Origin of the sequence: Okeania sp. SIO2B9 (genome assembly GCF_010672505.1) — a bacterium.
In the GTDB taxonomy this organism is placed as follows: domain Bacteria; phylum Cyanobacteriota; class Cyanobacteriia; order Cyanobacteriales; family Microcoleaceae; genus Okeania; species Okeania hirsuta.
Map to the genome: position 1 here is coordinate 1 of NZ_JAAHGK010001725.1, position 1,213 is coordinate 1,213.

Sequence of the window (1,213 nt, forward strand, 5' to 3'; positions counted from 1 at the left end):
GTTAGGAGAGACTGTTGAAACCTATTTAGTGGGGAATATTGGTAGTAGTTTATCAAAGAGACATGCATTAGTTTCAGCCACAAAATTTGGTTCTGAAGAATTTCCTGATGGTATTGAAAGTGATGCTATTAATGCTGCTATGAATGGTAATAATGGCAAAGGGTTATATCAAAATTACAAAAGTGTGCCAGTAATTGGTGTTTATCGGTGGCTAAAAGAACACAATTTAGCATTACTAGCAGAAATACATCAAACAGAAGCATTTGCACCTGCTCGTCATCTAGCTACTTCAATTTTATTAGTAAGAAATATCCTAGCTATTTGTAGCAAAAACTTATCAATTTGGTATAACATGACAAAACAAAAACGAGTGCTGATTTTGGGAGGCACTGGAAATGGATGGAAACTGGCAGCTTTAGCTACTACAATACCGGGGTTAGAGGTAATAAATTCTCTGGCAGGTCGTACTCGTCAACCTTCGATCAAATTTACCCATACGCGAATAGGGAGTTTTGGTGGTGTGCCAGGGTTAACAGAATATCTACAGGCACAACAAATAGATTTGCTAATTGATGCAACTCATCCTTTTGCAGTACAAATTTCTTGGAATGCAGCGATCGCAACTTCAGAATTGAATATTCCTCATTTGATGCTCATCTCCCCACCATGGGAAAAAACAGAAGGCGATCGCTGGGTGGAAGTTGAAAATAAGCAAACTGTTATCGAAATTTTACCAAAATTAGCCCAACGAGTATTTCTGAGCATCGGTCGTCAAGAGTTAGCAAGTTATGCTCATCTCCAAAACCTCTGGTTTTTAATGCGGACTATAGATCCACCTAAACTGAATACCTTACTACCCCCGGGAAAACTATTGACTAAGCGTGGACCTTTTTCCTTATTAGAAGAGCGGTCGCTTTTACAAAAATATAAGATTGAAGCGATCGTTAGTAAAAATAGTGGTGGCGATGCTACCTATGCTAAAATTATTGCGGCGCGGGAATTAGGTATTCCAGTAGTAATGATCCAACGCCCTCCTCTTCCTGATGGAAAACAGGTAACTGATGTAGAAAGTGCAGTTTCTTGGCTCAGAATTTATAGTGATTGAGTCTTTTCTGCTTCATCAAACTAATACAAAACGTCATGTTTTGACATCTTCTAAAACTAGAATAGGGATGCTCCATCGAACACCCCTAAATTCTTGTTTATTAGACAT

1 protein-coding gene is annotated in these 1,213 nt (G+C 38.5%); it reads left to right on the forward strand.

All coding sequences use genetic code 11. The annotated features are described in order from the left end of the window. Positions 1–1,105 (forward strand): cobalt-precorrin-6A reductase (locus F6K13_RS33995; RefSeq protein ID WP_287290063.1); only part of this gene is annotated, 1,105 nt, incomplete at its 5' end. Positions 1,106–1,213: the final 108 nt, after the last annotated feature.